Source organism: Streptomyces sp. NBC_01537 (genome assembly GCF_045040445.1).
Taxonomy (GTDB): Bacteria; Actinomycetota; Actinomycetes; order Streptomycetales; family Streptomycetaceae; genus Actinacidiphila.
In genome coordinates this window covers 7217724-7233361 of the sequence record NZ_CP109392.1, presented here as the reverse complement: position 1 = coordinate 7233361, position 15638 = coordinate 7217724, and the positions used below count along the sequence as shown (strand labels likewise).

The 15638-nt window shown below is 72.5% G+C and carries 15 protein-coding genes; 8 read left to right on the top strand and 7 right to left on the bottom strand.

Annotated features, from left to right (window positions below; all coding sequences use genetic code 11):
- Positions 1-2: 2 nt before the first annotated feature.
- From OG607_RS33295 to OG607_RS33270, 6 genes are all read right to left on the bottom strand, one after another.
- Positions 3-683: a vWA domain-containing protein gene (locus OG607_RS33295; RefSeq protein ID WP_405737212.1), complete on the bottom strand. Its 681-nt coding sequence runs from the start codon at positions 681-683 to the stop codon at positions 3-5.
- Between the two features lie 55 nt (positions 684-738).
- Positions 739-864: a hypothetical protein gene (locus OG607_RS33290; RefSeq protein WP_405731288.1), complete on the bottom strand. Its 126-nt coding sequence runs from the start codon at positions 862-864 to the stop codon at positions 739-741.
- 66 nt (positions 865-930) lie between these two features.
- Positions 931-2547 (bottom strand): hypothetical protein, encoded by a 1617-nt coding sequence (locus tag OG607_RS33285; protein ID WP_405731286.1) that lies wholly within the window; start codon positions 2545-2547, stop codon positions 931-933.
- Positions 2547-5102 (bottom strand): GTPase-associated protein 1-related protein, encoded by a 2556-nt coding sequence (locus OG607_RS33280; RefSeq protein WP_405731284.1) that lies wholly within the window; start codon positions 5100-5102, stop codon positions 2547-2549. Before OG607_RS33280 ends, OG607_RS33285 begins: the two co-directional genes overlap by 1 nt.
- Positions 5103-5110: 8 nt before the next feature.
- Positions 5111-6337, bottom strand: coding sequence for a hypothetical protein (locus tag OG607_RS33275; protein WP_405731282.1), 1227 nt, complete (start codon positions 6335-6337; stop codon positions 5111-5113).
- A gap of 1 nt (position 6338) precedes the next feature.
- Positions 6339-8543, bottom strand: coding sequence for a hypothetical protein (locus OG607_RS33270; protein ID WP_405731280.1), 2205 nt, complete (start codon positions 8541-8543; stop codon positions 6339-6341).
- A 180-nt stretch (positions 8544-8723) separates the two neighbouring features.
- On the opposite strand from OG607_RS33270, the gene OG607_RS33265 reads away from it, so the two are divergent.
- The 8 genes from OG607_RS33265 (at position 8724) to OG607_RS33230 (ending at position 14406) form a co-directional block, all read left to right on the top strand.
- A complete protein-coding gene (locus OG607_RS33265; protein WP_405731278.1) occupies positions 8724-9605 on the top strand; it encodes a PhzF family phenazine biosynthesis protein in 882 nt (293 codons plus the stop codon).
- An 84-nt stretch (positions 9606-9689) separates the two neighbouring features.
- Entirely contained in the window at positions 9690-10157 is a 468-nt protein-coding gene (locus OG607_RS33260) for a lamin tail domain-containing protein (protein ID WP_405731276.1), read from the top strand.
- 70 nt (positions 10158-10227) lie between these two features.
- Positions 10228-10932: a VanZ family protein gene (locus OG607_RS33255; protein WP_405731274.1), complete on the top strand. Its 705-nt coding sequence runs from the start codon at positions 10228-10230 to the stop codon at positions 10930-10932.
- A gap of 80 nt (positions 10933-11012) precedes the next feature.
- Positions 11013-11672, top strand: a complete 660-nt coding sequence (locus tag OG607_RS33250; RefSeq protein ID WP_405731272.1) for a response regulator transcription factor — start codon at positions 11013-11015, stop codon at positions 11670-11672.
- Positions 11665-12753, top strand: a complete 1089-nt coding sequence (locus OG607_RS33245; protein WP_405731270.1) for a sensor histidine kinase — start codon at positions 11665-11667, stop codon at positions 12751-12753. The genes OG607_RS33250 and OG607_RS33245 overlap by 8 nt, the downstream gene beginning before the upstream one ends.
- Before the next feature lie 47 nt (positions 12754-12800).
- Positions 12801-13391: a dihydrofolate reductase family protein gene (locus tag OG607_RS33240; protein ID WP_405731268.1), complete on the top strand. Its 591-nt coding sequence runs from the start codon at positions 12801-12803 to the stop codon at positions 13389-13391.
- 155 nt (positions 13392-13546) lie between these two features.
- Positions 13547-13810 carry a hypothetical protein gene (locus tag OG607_RS33235; RefSeq protein WP_405731266.1) on the top strand — a complete coding sequence of 88 codons (264 nt, stop codon included), beginning with the start codon at positions 13547-13549 and terminating at the stop codon, positions 13808-13810.
- Positions 13807-14406 (top strand): DUF4291 domain-containing protein, encoded by a 600-nt coding sequence (locus OG607_RS33230; protein WP_405731264.1) that lies wholly within the window; start codon positions 13807-13809, stop codon positions 14404-14406. The genes OG607_RS33235 and OG607_RS33230 overlap by 4 nt, the downstream gene beginning before the upstream one ends.
- On the opposite strand, the gene OG607_RS33225 is transcribed toward OG607_RS33230, so the two are convergent.
- Positions 14358-15590: an MFS transporter gene (locus OG607_RS33225; RefSeq protein ID WP_405731262.1), complete on the bottom strand. Its 1233-nt coding sequence runs from the start codon at positions 15588-15590 to the stop codon at positions 14358-14360. The two genes, OG607_RS33230 and OG607_RS33225, sit on opposite strands and share 49 nt — an antisense overlap.
- Positions 15591-15638 lie beyond the last annotated feature (48 nt).

Below are 15638 nucleotides of genomic sequence, written 5' to 3'. Positions count from 1 at the left end.
GGTCACCACACATCGTCGTCATCGTCGTCGGCCGACGCCACGACCGGCGGCGCGTACGGCGGGTAGCCGGCGCCCAGGGTCTTGGCGTCGGAGGCCGCGACGGGGGTGGAGGCCGCCTTGACGGCGACCGTGGACGCCCAGCGGATGGCGGCCGCCAGCTGCTTGGGGCTGTTCGCGTCGAAGGGTTGCAGCTCGGGGTTGGCGAGGAATTCCTTGAGCACGCTGCGGTCCGCGTCCTCGCCGATGGCGATGGCGACCCGTACGGCGCGCTTGCCCCAGGGGGTGGCGTCGATGGCCTTCATTCCGGCACGCCAGTCGTCCGTGGGCTGGCCGTCGGATATCAGAGCGAGCACCGGCTTGAGCGCCCGTTCCGGCATCGGGGGCATCTCCAGCTCCCGGGCAACGAGTTTCAGCGCCTCGCCGAGGTTGGTGGTGCCGTCCGGCTGGATGTCCTGCCAGTGGAAGTCCTCCACCGGCGTGGAGGTCGGCTGCTGCCAGCGGGCGGTGGTGGAGAAGGTCAGCGCGCGCACCATGAGGGCGGCCGCCGGGTTGTCGTTCGCCACCGATCGCATCTCGGGCAGCGCCTCACGGATGGCGAAGTTGAGTTCGCCGATCTTTCCGTTGACACCCATCGAATAGGAGGTGTCCAGGATCCAGAAGAAGTGGACCGGCCGGCTGGCCATCGCTCCACCGGGAATGTCACTCACGCTGTCTTTCCCCCTAGTCCTTGAACGCGAGCTAGTAACCCGCGAAAGCGAGAGCCGCGGCGGCCAGGCCCAGCAGAACGACGGCGGCCGCCGATGTCACAAACATTCCGAGCACCACGCGGCGCTGCCAGGCCACATGGGCGGGCACCTGTCCCACGATCGGATCCCCCCTCTCTCGCCGCCGTTGTCCCGGAGCGGCCAACGGGCCTGCTCCGGACGGCGATTACACCGACTGTACTGGTGGCCCGGAGCTGTAGTCAGGGACTTTGGGCAACACCACCCGCAGGCCGGTACGCCCCAGCAGCCACATGATCGGTCCGGCGACCTGGAGCTGCTCGGCCTCGGTGGACCGCGGTCCGGCCGCGCCGTGCGCACTCACCGCCCAGTAGGTGCTCGCCCCGAAGTCGTGCTCCACTCCGCGTACCAGGTTCTCCAGCCCCACCTCGGTCAGCCAGCCGTCCACGGATGCGCCCAGCGGCGGCAGCGAGGCGAGCCCGTGGATGACATCGCGCTTGGTCACCACGACCGCGACCGGCGTGCGGTGCCGGCGGCCCGACATCGCGGAGAACTCGCCGGCCAGCCGCTCGTAGGTGGCCATCGGGCTCTCCGCCGACGGGGACGCCGCATCGGCAACGGTCCGCTCCTCGTCGGTGAGCCTGCCGCGCACCCAGGGGTCGGCGAGTACATCGGCGACCAGCACCAAGCCGTCGGCGTGGGCGAGATACTCCTGCTCGCGCATCTTCTCCCCGGACTCCAGGGCCTCTCCGCGCGGGTCGTACAGATAGAGCAGCCTCCGGCGCCGCCCCCTGCCCACGTACAGCATGACGGCGGTGGGCAGCGGCACCTGGGTCTTGAAGGCCCAGCCGCCCGCGGCCACCGCCGCGGCCGCCCGCTCGTACTCCTCGCGGCCGGAGTCCAGGGCGAACTCCAGCCGCAGTTCCTCCCGTTCGGCCCAGGCACGCAGCCCGGTGACCATGGCGAGCAGCAGCATCGTCTTGCCGGAGGAGGTGCCGCCGATCAGCGGGACGTGGACCAGCCGGGCCGATCCGAGGCCGTTGGGCAACGGAAGCCGGCACTGCGGGCACTCAGCGGCGAGCCGGTGCCGCCCGGTGAGGAAGCTGGTGGGCAGCGCCCGGCCGCAGCCGCACACCCGGCGCAGGATGCCGTAACGGCCGGGCAGCAGCGAGCGGTGCGGGTTGTTGCAGCTCGGGCAGCGGTAGACCGGGAGCGCGATCCGGTGGTAGCAGCCGGGGTGGGGGCACCGCATGCGGATGTTTGCCAGCCTGAGCCGGACGGAGTCCGTCACCCGTATGGCGAGGGCCGCGGCGGCCAGCAGTACGCAGGCGGCCGCCAGCAGGGCGCCGGACAGCAGCAGCGCGGCCAGCGCGACCACGGCGGCGACCAGCACGCCCAGCATCGCCCCCAGAGCGACCCCGCAGCCGAAGAACCTGGTCGTCGCAAGCTCGAAGGCACCTTTGCGCCGGTACGGGAGCGCGTACGTGCGCAACAGCCGCATGACCCGGCCCTTGAGCCAGTCGTCGACGAGATACCGCCAGACGACTCCGGCGCCGGTCACGACGGCGGTGGCCGAGTCCGTCCACACCTGCCGGGCCCAGTAGGAGAGGTAGGCGGGTTCCTTTCCGCCGGGCGCCTCGATGCGCTGGTCGTGGCCACCGGCCCGCCAGGGGCCGAGTGCGAGGGCGGCGGCGCGGGTGAACTTCGCGTACGAGACCGGGGCCGCCCGCAGGAGATTCCAGGCGATGACCGGCGACTGGACCAGCAGGATGGCGGCGAGCGCCAGGAGGACAGGGTTCTTCGTGAAGCCGTCGCTCGCGTTCATCAGTGGTCCTCCAGCCCTTCCGTCGAACCGGGACCGGTGCCGGGGGTGCCCGGGGTGGCGTCCCGCCAGGGGCCAGAGGGGTCGCCGCCACCACGGTGCCTTCCCCAGCGTCTGACCAGCCCTGGGCGGTGCCAACGCCGCCATTCGGCAGGCCAGTGGGCGCCCGCGCCGGCCAGGTGGCCCTCGACCGCGGACAGGTCGGCATCCGGCAGCTTGCGGATCACCGGCCGCAGGATCTGGTCCAGCAGCCTGAGCCGGATGCCGTCCCAGACCGGGCCGGCTCCGGCGAAACTGTTCCAGGAGATGAAGCAGGCCGCCGGGTAACGGGGATCGCGGCGCAGCCGGTCGAGCATGACGGGGCCGTGGGCCTCCTGGGCGTAGGCCGCCAGCATCGGCTCGTTCCCGGAGCGGACCAGCTGTTCCAGCTCCGACGTCAGCAGCACCCCTGCCACCCCGGCCGGGCGCTCGCCGCCGGGGGCGAATCCGCTGAGGATGCGAGCGGCGATGTTGCCGGAGAGCCGGAGTTCGAGGTTCTCCGCCACCGGCCGCGCCCGGTCCAGCAGGGCGACGGCGTACGCGGTGAATCCGCTGCCCGCGTGGCCGGTGCGGATGTCCTCGGCGTGCACCAGCAGCCGTAGCGCGTCCCGGGTCCGGGCATCCGGGAAACCGCCGGGCCCGGGCGGGCCGCCCAGCAGTTCACGGGCCAGTTCAGGGGCGTCCTGGTCGGAGGGTTCAGCGGCGATCGCAGCGGCGGCCAGTTCCCGGTCCAGGCCGCTCTCGGCGAGCGGTGCCAGGGTGATCTGGGCGAGCAGCATCCGCGCGTCGGCGGTGGGCGGGCGGCGCTGCGGCCAGGCGATCCGGAAGGCGGTGCGCAGCAGGGAGGCGTCGGCCACGCCGTCGTACCAACCGGATTCGCGCACCAGGCGGTTCATCAGTGGCAGCCCGTCGTTCAGCCCCGCCACGTGCTGCCCGGCGGCGACGACGGTGCGCAGGTGCGGGTAGTCGGCCGGGGTGGCCTGCTCCAGCCAGGGCAGGAGTTCGGACAGCACGGGAACGGCTCGGGCGGGGTCGTCGTCCGTCTGGGCCACGTCGTTGAGCCGGTCGAGTACGGCGCCGCGCAGCTCGGCCGGGCCCGGCCCGGATCCGCTCAGCGTGGCCGCCACGTCCCGCGCCGACGGGGAGGAGGAAGGAGAGGAGGAAGCGGCGAGCAGGTGGTCGGCGATCCGCGCCGCGAGACCGGTCAGGGCCGGGGATCCGGCCAGGTCCACGCCCAGTTCCTCGGCGAGGCCCAGCAGCGCCAGCCCCCGGTCCGCCGGGGCGGCCGGGTCGGCGAGCGCGGCGTCCAGGGCCGGCGCAAGTTCCCGGCCCAGCTCCAGGCGGGCCTGCGGGGTCAGCGCGGTGCGGCGCAGGTCCGGCACCGGGCCGCCGGTGACGGCGGCCCGGACCAGGGCCCGGGCCAGCGGGTCGGTGACCTCGGCCGGCCAGCGGGCGCCGAGCGCCGCCAGCAGTCCGGGCAGCTCACCGGACGGTCGGCCCTCACGCAGCAGGGCGTCCAGGAATGCCTGCCAGAACAGCACATCCCGCTGACCGGCGTGGCCCAGGGCCCAGTTGACCGCCGCCGCCCGGCCCGTGCTGTCCAGGGCGATACCCTCGGACAGCGCCAGCGCTGCCAGTCCCCCGGCCTCGAACGGCGGGTCCGCCGGGACGCGTACGAACAGCTCCGGCCGTCCGGCCAGCAAGATCCGCGCGGCCACCGCCGCCCAGGGATCCGCCTCTTGGGGCGGGCTGGACTCGCCGCCGAGACAGTGGTGCAGCCGGTACTGGTGGTTGAGGCCGGAGCTGGCGTAGCCGAACTCCGCGTCCGGCAGCACGCCCACGATCTGCTGGTCGGCGAGATACGGGCGGCGTGTGTAGGTCGTGAACGTCAGCTCGTCCGCGTACCGCGGCGGCAGCGCCGTGCAGGCCACGGTCACCCACAGCGCCACCTCCTCGGCCCCGCTCTCGACCATCACCAGGGAGGGCGCGGGTGCCGTCCCGGCCGTGAAGAGCCGCCGTACATCGGACAGGAACGGCGCCAGCCGCTCCGCCCTGTTCCGGGCGAAGGAGAGCAGCGCCGGTCGGTTGATCCGGTCGCCGCGGCGCAGCGAATCCAGCGGCGGCGGGGCGGAGCCGGCGGGGGTGACGGTCTGCCAGTCCGGGGACTCCCACGCTTCTACGGGAAACATCCGCGGGGGCAGTGTGCCGCCGGGCGGCAGCAGCAGGGCGTGCGCGTGGAAATTGCCGTAACGGCCGCTGTAGTCGGCCCCGGTGTAAACGGTGCGGCTGAGCATCCTGGTGCCGTCCGGGAGGCGGGCGAAGCCGAACGCCACCGGGAAGCCGGTCAGTTCGTCCGCCGTCGGCCGGGAAGGGGCATCGCGCGGGGGCTCGTACCCCAGCAGCGGCTCGGCCTGCCGCAGCAGGACCGGATCGACGGCGGGGTCGACGGCAGTGAACCGGAAGCCCGATCCGTCCGGGCCAGGAGGGGCGGAGGTGTAGTGGAGCTGCCGGAACGTCATCGCGAACCTCACTGTCCCTTCCGGGCCGTGCGTACCGGCAGCAGGCCGCGCCGGCCGAGCAGCCAGAGCAGCGGGTCCTCCACTCGGAGCGGCTGAGGGCCGGCCCTGGGGACGTCGGAGGGGGCGTCGGCGGGCGGCGCGGCGCCCAGCGCGGACAAGCCGAACAGCGAGAACTCCGCGAAGTCCCGTTCGAGCTGGCGGTACAGCAGCCCGCCGTCCCATTCGTCGAGCAGAGCCCGTACCTCCTCGTGGACGGCGGTGCGGTCGGTGCCGTCCAGGAGCCCGCCGGTATGGGAGGCCGGGCGCAGCAGCGGCGAGCCGACCGGCAGCCAGGAGCGGAGCACATCGCACTTGGTGACCGCCACCGCGAGCGGGGTGGTCACCTTTCCCTTCCCCTCGCCCCTGCGGCGGCCGCGCAACTGCGCGGCCAGGTCGGCGGCGATCTGCTCGGGGGCCGCCTCGATCCCGGGCAACTGGCCGTCCTTTTCGGTCAGTTGCTCCCGCACGACGCGTAACTGGAGCGGGTCCACCAGCAGGATCACGCCGTCGGCGGCGGCCAGATAGGCGGTGTAGCGGTCCATGGCCTCCGCATTGGCCAGATCCTCGCCGGCCGCGTCGAAGAAGACCAGCGCGGTGTGCCGGCTGCCGCCGCTCAGCCCAGCCGCCGGCCGCCGGGGCACACTCAGCCGGAACAGCAGGGGGTCGTTGAAGCGCATGGCGGCCGGTTGGGTGGCGCCGGGGAGCTCCAGCCGGTGGTAGAGGGAATCCTCCAGGTCCCGGTAGCGGGTCTGGGTGGTGGTGCCCATCGCCGACAGCGCGGCGCTGAACTCCCGGCCCACCCGGTTGCGCAGCTCGTGGGCGAGCACGGTGACGTATGTGCTCTTGCCGGCGGCCTTGGGGCCGATCAGGGCGATGATCCGGCTGTCCTGGTCGCAGTAGTCGCTGGGCAGGTCGCTGTGGCAGTTGCGGCACACCCGCACCGGGGTCTCGACCCCGCAGGCCGGACAGGGCGCCCGGCCGCGTCCGGAGCGCAGGCCGCGCGGCGGTTCGAAGCACGGTCCGCGCAGGGCGGCCCGCCCGGCGGCCGGGGTGCCCGAGAAGGCCGCCCAGGTGATGTCGGCCACCGGCGGGCAGGGCGCCGAGCCGCGCACGCCGGTGAGGGACATCAGGCATCGGTAGTGCAGCCGGGTGGACCGGTCGGAGGTGAAGCAGTACGGGCAGACGATCGTCGTCATGTCAGCGAACCACCAGCGTCTCGGGCGGGGGATGTTCCAGCTGCGCCGCCGTTGTGTCCGCGCCACGCAGGAAGCCCCGCAGCAGGTACGGCCGGACCCGGTCCCGCAGGTCGATCTCGGTACGGACCGGTTCCCCGGCCGCCAGCCGGTCACCGGCCAGACACAGTTCCTCGGTGCCCTGACGCGGGCTCAGCGGGGCGATGCTCTCCCTGCCGACGAGCAGGAAGTCGGGGCAGACCTCCTCTGCGGCCGGATCCGGTCCCGGACCGGGCCCCGGCTCAGGCACCGGCCCCGGGCCGGGAAGCACCGCCCGGACCTCGACCGTACGACGCGTACCGGCCCGCCAGCCGGACTTCAGCACCCGGTAGGTCACGCGGACCTGGCTGGGCAGCCGCACCCGGGCCTCGCCGGAGACCACGAAATCCGCGCCCTCGACGGGCACCGGGGCCACCCACACAACGCACTCCTGGCCGTTCACCGGGAGGCTGATGCCCTCGCGGAGATACGCGCTGCGGACCACCCGGCGCTGCGAGGTCCGGCCGCCCTGACGCCAGCCGACCGTGACCACGGCGGCCGGCTCGGGCCAGTCGAAGCTCAGCCGCACGCTGTCGCCGGGCCCCCGGTCGGCCGTGATGCCGGTGACGGCCCGCTGCGACTCGACCAGCACGCTGGGTCCGGCGACGGCCCGGCGTCCGAGCACGGTCACCGCGACGGCCCGCAGGGCGCTGCCCCGTTCGGGGTCCAGCCGCGCAGAGGGCAGGGACGGGGCCAGCTGCCCGGCCACGAGCGGGGCGGACAGATCCGCGCCGGGGTCCGGCGGCGCCCCGGCCCACGGGACCAGCCGGACCTCGCCGTGCTCCGGGGCGGCCCAGGCCAGCCACACCGCACCGGTCCGCTCGTCCTGCTCGGCGGTCAGCGCGTCCACCGGGTCCGGCCACTGCTCGACCGTGGCCCGCGTGGGTATCCCCGGGGAGCGGACGGGGCGGCCGTCCGGGCCCGGGTATTCGCAGAAGACTCGGTACGCGTACTCGCCGGGCGGCAGCGGCGCGTTCCCGTAGCCGTCCTCGAACCCGTCGCGGTGGCACACCACTTCGGCCTCGGTCCCGGATGCGCCCTTGGTGCGGTCCGCGCGCAGCGCGCGTACGGCCGTCGCCCCGGCGGGAGCCCGCCAACTTCCCGTGACGCCGCCGCGCCCGGCCGTCAGCGCCAGCTCCTCGACCTCCGGGGCGACCAGCAGCGGGGCACTGACCCGGGGCCGCCCGGCGATCCGTTCGCCGCGCATCGGCAGCACCGCGTAGCAGACCCGGGTGCCGGGCACGGCGCCGCCGTCGAGCAGGTGGTTCGCCGTGACGGGCGCGCCGATGTCGACGTACTCGTCCGGCCTGCCCTCGGGGTGCCGCACCATCCTGTAGTGCGGGGGCCGGTCGCGGTCCGGGGCGGGGTCCCAGGTCACGGTCACACCTTCGGGCCGCGACGCGACGCGCGCCTGCCACTGCTGAGCGGCCGCGGCTGTCCTCAGCAGTCCGGTCACCGCTCGCGGTTCGTCGACGGCCCACCGGGCCGCCCGCAGATAGACGCCGGCGGCCCGCTGCGTCTCCCCCGCCCGTTCCAGTGCACCCGCCTCGTCCAGCGTCCTGTCGACCTTGCGTCGCAGCGCGCGTACGGCCTCCAGCAGCCCGCGCAGCGGCGGATCGCCCACAGAGCGCGGCAGCCGGTCGGCGAACCGTACGGCCGCGCCCAGCCGTCCGGACTCCCACGCCTCCTGGATGCCCTCGGCCGCCTCGCCGTCCAGCCTGCCCTGCCGGACGGACACCGCGGCCGCCAGCTCCGCCGCCTCGGCCGGGTCCACTCCCAGGTCCTCGGCGGCCTGCGCGCCGGTTCCCAGGGGGTGGTCCTGGAGCAGCAGTGCCAGCTCGTACAGCACGATCCGCCGCAGCCCCATCGGATCGGCGGCGAGGACATCGTCCGCCCGGTCCAGCAGAGCGGCCGCGACCGGCTCCCCGGGCCCGCCCTCAAGCCGCCGGCGCTCGCGCTGCCCGCGTACGTACTCCCGGTCGACGCGCGCCCAGCGCATGCCCTGCGTCGGGTACCACAACCCGTCGAGCACCCTGAAGCCCGCGCGGCCGCCGGGCGCGGCCAGCAGCTCCGCGGTGTGGCGCAGGCCGAGGTCGCGCAGGCCCGCCGCCCATACGGCATAGCCCGTCACGCCGGGGAACAACGGCAGGTCGGCCGGTACCGGCGACCGCCCCCGCTGATATCCCCGGGCCCCCTGATTCGGCACCCGCCAGCCCCCCTGTTACATCCGGATGACCATTTCACCAGATTGCGGTACGGGGCTTCGCCTGTTTCGGGAACACCGCGTGGAAGGAGTGCGTTGGTCCCCGGCGTGAACGCGAACCCGAGTACGAGCCCGAGTACCGAGATCCTGCGCTACACCGCCTTCTCCGCCGACCCCAAGGGCGGCAACCCGGCCGGAGTCGTCCTGGACGCCACCGGCCTCCACGACGCCGCGATGCTGGCGATCGCCGCCGAGGTCGGCTACTCGGAGACCGCCTTCGTCACCGGCCGCCGAGGCAGCCACGACCTGGACGTCCGCTATTTCAGCCCGAAGGCGGAGGTCTCCTTCTGCGGCCACGCGACGGTCGCCACGGCGATCGCCCTGGCCGAACGCCTGGGCCCCGGCGACTTCGTCTTCGCCACCGCCGCCGGCACCGTCCCGGTCACCGTCACCGCCGACGCGTCCGGGGCCCTGCTCGCCACCCTCACCAGCGTCGAGCCACACGTCCTGGACGCGCCCGGCGAGGTCGTCGCCGAGGCCCTCGCCGCTCTGCGCTGGCCCGCCGCCGACCTCGACCCGGCGCTGCCGCCCCGCATCGCCTACGCCGGCGCCCGCCACCTCGTCCTGGCCGCCGCCACCCGCGCCCGCCTGGCCGACCTCGACTACGACTTCGACCGCCTCGCCGCCCTCATGACCTCCCTCGACCTCACCACCGTCCAGCTCGTCTGGCGCGAGCCCGGCACCGACGGCACCGTCTTCCACGTCCGCGACCCCTTCCCCATCGGCGGCGTCGTCGAAGACCCCGCCACCGGCGCCGCAGCCGCTGCCTTCGGCGCGTACCTGCGCGCCCTGGGCCTGGTCACCGCCCCCGCCGCCCTCACCCTCCACCAGGGCCACGACATGGGCCGCCCCGGGCTGCTCACGGTCACGCTGCGCGAGGACGACGACCGCATCCGGGTCTCGGGATCGGGCACCGCGATCATCATGTGAACAAACCGCACCCAACCCACGCAGGCACGGCGTAGGCTCCCCCTTCACCCGCAACCGCACCAGCCCAATGGGGGGCCTACCGTCATGCGCAACCGCAGCACCACCAGAACTCTCGCGTGCCTCATCACCGCGATATCCGCCGCCGCGGTCACCGTCGCCGCCACACCGGCGGCCCAGGCCGCCACCGGCTCCGTCCACCTCGCGAAGATCTACTACAACTCCCCCGGCAGCGACAGAGGCTCCAACGCCAGCCTCAACGCCGAGTGGGTCACCATCACCAACTCGACGTCCACCGCCCGCAGCCTCAAGGGCTGGACCCTGACCGACGCCTCCAACCACAAGTACACCTTCGGCACCTTCACCCTGGGCGCCGGCAAAACCGTCAAGGTACACACGGGTAAGGGCGGCAACACGTCCACGAACAGGTACCAGAACCGCAGCTGGTACGTCTGGAACAACGACAAGGACACCGCGACCCTGCGCAAGTCCACCGGCGCCAAGGTCGACACCTGCAGCTACAACAGCAGCACCGCCGTCTCCAAAACCTGCTGACGAACCTGTATCGCGGGCGTATCGAAAATCGCATACGCCACCGCAACGGCCCTCCGTCTCCAATGGGGCCATGAACCACCACGCATCCCTGTCGGCACCGCCCCGCCGCACGCGCAGGATCGTGCTCCTCAGCCTGGCGATCCTCGGCATGGCGAGCGCCGTGTTCGTCGTGCGGCGGCCGCTCATGATGTCCGCTCCGATGTGCATGGCCGGGCGGTGGCACGGCTGCTTCGACACGTTCAACGGTGTGGTGCTCATGACGTTGGTCGCGCTGCCGTTGGCCGCATTGGTGGCGTGGGCTCTGGCGCGCCGTCGGCGTGCCGCCGGCGTCAGATCGGCGTGGCGGATGTCGCTGGCCGAGGTGGGCATGGTCCACGGGACGGTGCCGTTCCTGTGGCTGACCATGATGCCGGGCGCCGGGGCCGGCATCGTCCCCGCCCGGGTGAGCCTGGTACCGCTGCGGGACCTGGTCACGATGGGGCCGCTCGGGATCGTCGGCAACCTGCTGGTCTTCGCGTCGCTGGGGTTCTTCGCCCCGATGCGGTTCGCGGCGCTGGCGTCCGTGCCGCGGATCCTGGCGCTCGGGGCGGGCTGCTCGGTCCTGGTCGAGACCGCACAGTACGTCCTGCGGCTGGACCGGGTGTCCTCCGTGGACGACGTACTGGTCAACACCGCCGGCGCCGTGCTGGCCGCGCTGGCGTCGCGCCGCTGGTGGCGCACTGCGGCGGAAGCACCGTCGGACCAGCCTCGCCCCGCGCCGGCACCGGCAGGCTGAGTCGCGTGTCCGGTGTTCACACGTCTTTGCACACGCCTTTGCATACGTCGGCGATATGTTGTGCTGCTTAGGCTTCAGGCATGCGCGTGCTGATCGTGGAGGACGAGCCCTACCTGGCCGAAGCCGTCCGTGACGGTCTGCGGCTGGAGGCTATCGCCGCCGACATCGCCGGCGACGGCGACTGTGCCCTGGAACTGCTCAGCGTCAACTCCTACGACCTCGCGGTCCTCGACCGCGACATCCCCGGCCCCTCCGGCGACGAGGTCGCCCGGCGCATCATCGCCTCCGGCAGCGGCATCCCGATCCTCATGCTCACCGCTGCCGACCGGATCGACGACAAGGCTTCCGGGTTCGGGCTCGGCGCCGACGACTACCTCACCAAACCGTTCGAGCTGCGGGAGCTCGTCCTGCGGCTGAGGGCGCTCGACCGCAGACGCGCGTACGCCCGGCCCCCGGTCCGCGAGATCGCGGGCCTGCGGCTCGACCCCTTCCGCCGGGAGGTCTTCCGCGACGGACGCTACCTCGCGCTCACCCGCAAACAGTTCGCCGTGCTGGAGGTCCTCGTCGCCGCCGAGGGCGGGGTCGTCAGCGCCGAAGAGCTGCTGGAACGGGCCTGGGACGAGAACGCCGACCCGCTCACCAACGCCGTGCGCATCACCGTCTCCGCACTGCGCAAACGGCTCGGCGAACCATCGATCATCGCCACGGTGCCCGGCGTCGGCTACCGGATCGATGCTTAGACGCCCAGGGCTCAGCGCCCGGCTGAAACTCACCCTCAGCTACGCCGGGTTCCTCGCCGTCGCCGGCGCTCTCCTGCTGGCCGTGGTGTGGGTGTACCTGCTGCGCTACGTACCCGACAACAGCCAGGGCCTGCTCTACGTCTCACCCAACCGCTACCTCCTTTTGCACACCTTCGCCCCCGCCGCGGCCGCGGCGATGGTCTTCCTGCTCGTGTTCGGCCTCGTCGGAGGATGGATCCTTGCCGGCCGGATGCTCGCACCACTCACACAGATCACGGATGCGGCACGGATGGCCGGGAACGGGTCGCTGTCCCACCGGATCCACATGACGGGCCACCAGGACGAATTCCGTGAACTCGCCGACGCGTTCGACTCGATGCTCGAACAACTCCAGTCCCACGTCGCCGAGCAGCAGAGGTTCGCCGCGAACGCCTCCCACGAACTGCGCACCCCGCTGGCCATCTCGCGGACGCTCCTCGACGTCGCCCGCAAGGACCCCACGCGGGACCGGGCCGAACTCATCGAACGCCTGCACGCTGTCAACACGAGGGCGATCGACCTCACCGAGGCCCTCCTGCTGCTCAGCCGCGGCGACCGCGGAAACTTCACCCGCGAGAGCGTCGACCTCTCCCTCCTCGCCGAAGAAGCCGCCGAAACGCTGCTTCCCCTCGCCGAACAGCGCCGGATCACGCTCGACGTCACCGGCGGGGCGGCCCGGACCAGCGGCTCCGCGGAGCTCCTGCTGCGGATGGTGACGAACCTCGTCCAGAACGCCATCGTCCACAACCTCCCCTCCGGCGGCACCGTGACGGTCCACACCGAGGCGCACGGCGACACGAGCGTTGTGCGGGTCGAGAACTCGGGCCGTCGGCTCCCACCGGAACTGGTACCGACCCTCACCGAACCCTTCCAGCGCGGAACGGAACGTGTACGCACCGACGAGCACGCCGGCGTCGGCCTCGGCCTGGCCATCGTGCACAGCATCGTCCGCGCCCACCACGGGACCCTCGACCTCGTCCCCCGCCCCGCCGGCGGTCTCCTCGTCACGGTCCGGCTTCCCGCGAGCCGCGATGAGTCCTGAGGCGTCGGCGGTCGTACTGTCGAACCCGTTACCGAGGAGGACTTCTGATGCGCAGCGTGACCTATTCGATGGGCGTCTCACTTGACGGCTACATCGTCGGTCCGGACGGCGACTTCAACTGGACGGCGCCCGACGAGGAGGTCTTTCGCTTCTGGATCGACGAGATTCGAGAGGTCGGCGTCCACCTGTTGGGACGACGGCTGTACGAGACGATGCTGTACTGGGAGACCGCCGACCAGGATCCATCGCTCGACGACGCAGAGCTCGAGTGGGCCGCGCTCTGGAAGCCGCTCCCCAAGGTGGTGTTCTCCACCACGCTGTCGGCGGTGCAGGGCACTGCCCGCCTGGCCTCCGGCGGCCTGGCGGAGGAGATCGAGCGGTTGCGAGCCGAGCCGGGGGAGGGCGACATCGCGATCGGCGGCGCGACGCTCGCGGCCGAGGCGGCCGCGCTGGGTCTGATCGACGAGTACCGGGCCATGGTCTACCCGGTGCTGGTCGGCGGTGGCATTCCGTTCTTTCCCCGGTACGAGCGCCGGGTGGATCTCGAACTCGTCGAGACCCGCACCTTCAGCTCGGGAGTCGTCTACCTCCGCTACCGCGTGGCACCCGTCACCAACCTCCCCGGACAGCACACCTAGATCGTTGACGCCGTCGGCAGGAACGCCCGGAGATATCCGACCGAAAGGGGAGGGATCTCTACGGAAATCCCTCAAAACTGCTCGACGATCTCCGGGGAAACGTTATTCCGGGCTCTGGTAAGATCGCGCAGCCAGAGGATTGGGAGTAGTTTCTCATGTTTCACCAGACCGATGATCTGGAACAGGAACGGCAACGCGTCGACGCACACCCGGACAGGGATTCCGCGCCGCCGGTCCTCGCTCTTTTCAAGGCGACGACCGCCGTTCCGACCCAGGAGTCGGTGCCGGAGTGGTTCCGCGCGGTCGGCCTGGACGAGACGGACGAGGAATCCCTCCCGGAATTCGCCCGGCGCGGCCGGGAACGCTATGCGGAGGAAATCGAGAAGGGCCTGGAATGGGTCCGGGAGATCCCGGCATGACCGGGGCGGACCGCGAAGTGCGCGCGGAGTTCACGGCGGAGACCATCACCGTGTACCAGGCCTACGGACCCGACATCGCCTCGCCGGCGGTCGCCGCGGGCACCTTCGTACCGCCGTTCAAGCGCGAGCGGATGACCTGGATCAAGCCGTCCTTCCGCTGGATGATGTACCGCTCCGGCTGGGCCACCAAGCCCGGCCAGGAACGCGTCCTCGCCGTCCACATCAGCCGGTCCGGCTTCGAGTGGGCCCTCGCGCACGCCAGCCTCAGCCATTTCGACCGGCGCTCGCACGCGAGCCGCGAGGAATGGCAGGCCCAGCAGGCGGCGAGCCCCGTGCGGGTCCAATGGGACCCGGAACGCGGCACGGACCTGACGCCCCTGCCCCACCGGGCCATCCAGGTGGGGCTGTCCGGCGAGGCCGTCGACCGGTACCTGGACGAGTGGATCACCGGCATCCAGGACATCACCGAGCTCGTGGCCGAGATTCACCGGAACGTCCGCGCGGGCCACCTGGACAAGGCCGAGGCCGCGATCCCCCGCGAGGACAGCTACCCCCTGCCGGACGCCCTCCGCCACCGCCTCGGCGCTTCGGGCTGATCCTCGGGCGGGGAGGCCGTCCGGCGACGCTCCCGCGGACCCGACGCGGCCAGGTGCCCGGCGGCGGCCAGCAGGGCCACCGCGGCCGGGAGCAGCCAGTACGCGTCGCCGAGGCGTTCCAGGCCCCAGCCGCCCATCGCGGGGGCGAGGAACGCGGCGGCGGGGAACACCAGGTAGAACACCGCCTGGTAGCGGGCCCGCAGTCCGGCCGGGGACAACTCGGCCACCACTGCGGCGTTCGGCGGGGCCGCCAGCATTCCGCCGCACGTCCATACGGCGGCGGCCAGCAGGCATCCCCACAACGCGCCGCCGAGCGGGGCCAGTACGGCGATGCCGACGCCCTGCAGGGCCGCCGCGACCGCCAGAACCGGTCCCTTGCGCCGGCCGATGATCAGTCGCGGGACGAAAAGCTGGCCCACCACGATCAGTCCGCCCGCGAGCCCCGCCACCACGCCGTAATCGCCGGGCGGCAGCCCGTGCCGCCGCATCGACAGCGGCAGGACCGTCGAGGTCTGCGCCACCACGACCGCGGTCAGCAGCGACAGCCCCACGAAGGCCAGGAACACCCGGTCGCACAACGCCACCCCGGTCCCCGGGCCCCGGCCGGGCGTGGCGTCCGCTACGGGCGACGGCCTCGTCTCCGGGACGCCCAGGGCCAGCACGCACAGCGTGGCCACCGTGCTCGCGGCATCCAGCACGAACAGCAGGGTGAAGCCGACCCGCACCAGCAGCCCCGCCATCAGCGAGGCCGCCGCCGTGCCCAGGTTGAACGCCCAGAACTGCAGATTGAAGGCCCGCGTCCGGTCCGCCTCCGGCACCACGTCGACGATGGCCGCCACGAACGCCGGTCCCGCCATCGCCTGTCCGGCCCCCACCAGCACCGTCGCGCCCGCGATCAGCGGCAGCGCCGACGACAGGCCCAGCACCAGCAGCGACACCGCCGTACCGGCATGACAGGCCAGCAGCGTCCGCCGCCGGCCCCACCGGTCCGCGAGGATGCCGCCCAGCAGTACGCCACCCATACCGCCCACGCCCGCCAGGCCGGTGACCAACCCGGCCCCGGACGCGCCCAGATGGCGGACGTCCGTGAGGTAGAGCGACAGATACAGGACGGCGAAACCACCGAGCCGGTTGATCAGCATGCCCGACCACAGGAACCAGTAGACCGCCGGCAGCGAACGCACAGCACCCCTCCCCCACGCCCAAGGATTCCGGAATCCTACAGGAGGTCT